Origin of the sequence: Arthrobacter sp. UYCu712 (assembly GCF_040547005.1) — a bacterium.
Lineage (GTDB): Bacteria > Actinomycetota > Actinomycetes > Actinomycetales > Micrococcaceae > Arthrobacter.
The window spans coordinates 1-4,308 of record NZ_JBEPOZ010000056.1; the positions used below are offsets into that span (position 1 = coordinate 1).

At 62.3% G+C, this 4,308-nt stretch carries 5 protein-coding genes and 1 pseudogene; 3 read left to right on the forward strand and 3 right to left on the reverse strand.

The window, feature by feature from the left end:
• Both ABIB51_RS23310 and cynR read right to left on the reverse strand, forming a co-directional pair.
• Positions 1-169 (reverse strand): annotated as a pseudogene (locus ABIB51_RS23310) (IS30 family transposase); the annotation flags it as partial.
• 391 nt (positions 170-560) lie between these two features.
• Positions 561-1,433: a transcriptional regulator CynR gene (gene cynR / locus ABIB51_RS23015; protein WP_354191702.1), complete on the reverse strand. Its 873-nt coding sequence runs from the start codon at positions 1,431-1,433 to the stop codon at positions 561-563.
• Positions 1,434-1,546: 113 nt separating this feature from the next.
• Between cynR and ABIB51_RS23020 the strand changes: the two genes are divergently transcribed.
• The 3 genes from ABIB51_RS23020 (at position 1,547) to ABIB51_RS23030 (ending at position 3,341) form a co-directional block, all read left to right on the forward strand.
• Positions 1,547-2,206, forward strand: coding sequence for a carbonic anhydrase (locus tag ABIB51_RS23020; RefSeq protein ID WP_354191704.1), 660 nt, complete (start codon positions 1,547-1,549; stop codon positions 2,204-2,206).
• Between the two features lie 34 nt (positions 2,207-2,240).
• Positions 2,241-2,711: a cyanase gene (cynS, locus tag ABIB51_RS23025; protein WP_354191705.1), complete on the forward strand. Its 471-nt coding sequence runs from the start codon at positions 2,241-2,243 to the stop codon at positions 2,709-2,711.
• A gap of 87 nt (positions 2,712-2,798) precedes the next feature.
• Positions 2,799-3,341 (forward strand): nucleoside deaminase, encoded by a 543-nt coding sequence (locus ABIB51_RS23030; RefSeq protein ID WP_354191709.1) that lies wholly within the window; start codon positions 2,799-2,801, stop codon positions 3,339-3,341.
• Between the two features lie 378 nt (positions 3,342-3,719).
• On the opposite strand, the gene ABIB51_RS23035 is transcribed toward ABIB51_RS23030, so the two are convergent.
• Positions 3,720-4,136, reverse strand: coding sequence for a GNAT family N-acetyltransferase (locus ABIB51_RS23035; RefSeq protein WP_354191707.1), 417 nt, complete (start codon positions 4,134-4,136; stop codon positions 3,720-3,722).
• Positions 4,137-4,308: the final 172 nt, after the last annotated feature.

Here is a 4,308-nt window from a genome sequence, read left to right on the forward strand (position 1 = left end):
GGCACAGGTACCGGCCCGAAGGTTCGGGTTTCTTGCGCGGGATCCGCCCGCCGGTTGCTTGACGCCAATGACGGCCAGTTCGTCGATCCACTCCAGCCTCGCACGCCGCGATCAGCGTCGAGCCCTGGGCCATCAACACCCAGAACCGGGCCCCCTTCTTCGACAACATGGGCAACACCTCACAATAAAAGGGGTGTTGCAACGACCGATTGAACTCGCCACCCTTTGCTGAGATGTTCCGCTAGACAAGCGTCCTTTGGATCGCATCCCGTGCCCCGGGGATTTGGCTACGTGAAAGCCTCAACTGCCATGACGACAACGGCCAGGACTCCCATGCACATGTACATGAAGCCCAAGAACTATATCGCCGGAACGTCAGCGAAGGTGAAGCCTTCCGCCGATATTTCCTTCCTCTTCTTTGTACATGCGGAAACAGCCAGTTGCGGCGCCGTTGACCTCCCTGAAGACGCAGAGGCCACACAGGAAGATCGAGAGTCCGAGGGCGCACCGGATTGCACCGGCCGCAGTTGTGCAGGCGCCTTCTGACGTAGGTCAGGCGACTAGCCCCACGTCGATGACAGCTCGCTGAAGGCCTGGCTGGCAGCGCTCACGTAAGCGCCTTTTCTTCTGAGCAGGGCTGCCGTGCGATGTGGAATGGCCGGCGACAGGTCCACTAGGTGAAGCCTTGGCTGTTCGCGGGTAATGGCTTCGGGCAGCACGGTGGCGAGTTGGCCGCGGCGGATGATTTCCACGATCGCGCTGATGGAGTCGGCTTCAATCGCGATGCGGGGGGCAATGCCGTGGTCCCGGAAGTGGAGGTCGATGTGGCGCCGGGTTGCAAAGTCGCTACTGAGAAGCACAAGCCCCTCTTGTTCCAACTCCCGCAGGGCCATGGGTGCCTGCGCGCCGGCGCGGGGGTGGTTATTGCCGACGACCAGGCCAAGGGTTTCGACGAACAAAGCCTGGGTCTCAATCTCGGACGAACGCCCCTCGGCGAAAGCGATGCCTAGATCGAGGGTGCCCTCGGCCAGTGCCGCCTCGATGCGGTCCTGGGTCATCTCCTGCACGCTCAAGGTGATGCCGGGATGGCGGGTGCTGAAGCGTTCGACCAGTGGACCGATCAGGTAAGCGGTGAACGTGGGCGTCATCGCCAGCCGGAGCGATCCACGGCTCAGATCCTGCACGTCGTGGATGGCCCGGGTTCCGGCGTCAAGCTCCCGCAGGGCGCGGCGGGCATAGCGCAGGTAGGTCTCGCCGGCGTCTGTCAGCCGCACGGTCCGCCCGGACCTGTCCAAGAGCCGGACGTGCAGCGAGTGCTCCAGTTGCTTGATCTGTTGCGACAGCGTCGGTTGGGAGACATGCAGTGCCTCGGCCGCGCGGGTGAAGTTTTGGTGTTCCGCGACCGCGGTCAAGTAACGAATGTGGCGTAGCATTACGACCTCCAACTATAGGAAATACTTATTGATTTCATTGCAAACAAGTCTTGGACACTATAGTTCATTTCCGTCATCCTTGAGTTATCCCCCAAAACATAAGGAGACGGCCCATGCAAGACATCATCGAAGGCTTTCTGAAATTCCGACGGGAAGCCTTTCCGGAGCGCTCTGGACTATTCAAGGAGCTGGCCACCGCCCAGAACCCCGGGGCTCTGTTCATTGCCTGCTCGGACAGCCGGGTCGTGCCGGAGTTGCTGACCCAGCGGGAACCGGGTGACCTGTTCGTGATCCGCAACGCCGGCAACATCGTGCCGGCCTACGGACCGGAGCCCGGCGGTGTCTCCGCGACAGTCGAGTACGCGGTCGCCGTCCTGGGCGTCACGGACATCATCATCTGTGGCCATTCCGACTGCGGAGCGATGACTGCCATCTCGACCGACACGAACCTGGACCACCTGCCGGCCGTGGCCAGCTGGCTTGCCCATGCCGACGCGGCGAAGGCCGTCAACGCCGCCCGCACCCACGGATCGGCCCAGGAGCGACTGGAGGCCATGGTCCGCGGGAACGTCATCGCCCAGCTGACCAACATCAGGACCCATCCCTCCGTCTCCCTGGCCCTGGACCAGAACCGGCTGAACCTCCACGGCTGGGTCTACGACATCGAAACCGGTTCCATCGACACCCTGGACGGTGCCACCGGCCTCTTTGTCCCACTTGCGGACAACCCTCAGACCAGTGCCACGCCGGCCACATCCGGCCTGGCCGCCTAACCACCTGATAGCACCGAAAGAATAGGAAAACACCATGATTCATTCCCAGAACACCCAGGCTCCGCGCGAGGAACTGACCGCCGCCATCATCGACGCCAAGATGCGCAAGGACCTCTCCTGGCAGGAACTGACCGATGGCACTGGTCTGAGCCTTGCCTTCGTCACCGCCGCCCTGCTCGGCCAGCATCCGTTGCCTGAAACCGCTGCGGAAATCGTCGCTGAGCGCCTGGGTCTGGGCGAGGACGCCTCCATGCTGCTGCAGACCATCCCGCTGCGCGGCAGCATCCCCGGCGGTATCCCAACCGACCCCACCATCTACCGTTTCTACGAAATGCTGCAGGTCTACGGCTCCACCCTGAAGGCCTTGGTCCACGAACAGTTCGGTGACGGCATCATCAGTGCCATCAACTTCAAGCTGGACATCAAGAAAGTTGAAGACCCCGACGGCGGCTCACGTGCCGTGATCACCCTCGACGGAAAATACCTGCCCACCAAACCGTTCTGATCCCCACCGTGGCTGTGTCCTCGGAATGAGGACACAGCCACGGTTGCGCCCGAACTCGCCTCTCAGCCCAGGAACATCACGGACTTCATTCAACGCACCATCGACATCGCCCGTGCCGACGTCGAGGAAGGTGGGCGACCCTTCGCGACCGTCATTGCCCGCGACGGCGAGATTCTCGCCGAGAGCACCAACCGTGTGTCCCAGACGAACGACCCAACTGCGCACGCCGAGATCCTCGCGATCCCCGGGGCCTGTACCCGACTCGGTACCGAGCACCTGACCGGGTGCACCATCTACGTGCTCACCCATCCCGGCCCGATGTGCCTGGGCTCGCTGTACTACTGCAGCCCCGAGAAGGTTGTCTTCCTCACCCAGCGCGACGACTACGAACCGCACTACGTCGATGACCGCAAGTACTTCGAACTGGCCACCTTCTCCGCCGAGTTCGCCAAGGACTGGACCGAACGCCGACTGCCGATGGAGTACCAGCCGCGGGACGCCGCGATCGACGTCCACCGTGAGTGGCAGCAATGCGACTCGGGTAACCGCCACGTCCTCACACCGGGCACTCATCACCGGCCGGCGATGAGCGGGAATCCCCGGCACCCCCCACCCACGGTGAACACCTAATAGCCCAAGCCCACCCACGGAGCGCTGAGCCGGGCCTGCCACTTAGCGCTGACAAAATAACGCCAAATACCGCCGCGATTCACAACCGGGGTCAAGGCCCTTCTGACCTGCGACGTTGGTGTTTCGGCGAAAACGGCATCCGGTAGCCCAGTCCGGTGAACTGTCCGGTGACGGGGCGCCATACGGGACACTCCTCATGTGTGCGAGGACGACCGACGTCCGGGCAGCCATCGCGCCGGCGCGGAAAGCATAAGGTCGCATTGAAGCCGACATCTTCCCGTCAGCCCTTCGGCGGCGCGGGAACCGATCACGGTTAAGTGGGGCCGGAGATATCCGTCCTACCGGGGCCGCAAATACTTGACACAATCAAAGGATGGGTCAACGGACGAGAGCCATCATTTTCGATGGCTCTGTTAGCTCGGTGAAGCCGTATTGGGCGTAAAGCCCGTGAGCATCGCCGGTAGACAACAGAATCCGTTTCAGTTCTAGAGCTTCCAGATCCGCCACGACGCCAGCCGCTAGCATTTTGCCGATGCCTTGGCCGCGGGCTTCGGTCGCCACGAACACATCGCAAAGCCAAGCAAACGTAACGCCGTCAGTCACGACACGAGCGTAAGCAATCTGCTCTCCCGTCCCGATGTCGTACACCCCGTAGTTCCGGGAGGCGTCGATAGCTGCATCCTGCTTCTCACGAACCCGGCCTTGCGCCCAATATGACTGCTCGCTGAGCCACAGGTGCACGCGGGCACGATCAACTCTGTCCGCTTCGGCGGAGAAGAAATAGCGCTCAGTCATGACAACACCCTAGGGGAACCAGGTAAGGCGGCTCGGACCAACGCGTGCCAACGGCCGTCCCACTGAGGGATCGGCGGATTCAGGCGGTCGTTGCAACGGCGGGTTTTTCTGGTTCAAATAGTAGCCGTTCCATGGCTTGGGCGGGGGTGATGCCGCCCAGGGTCTTGCGGGG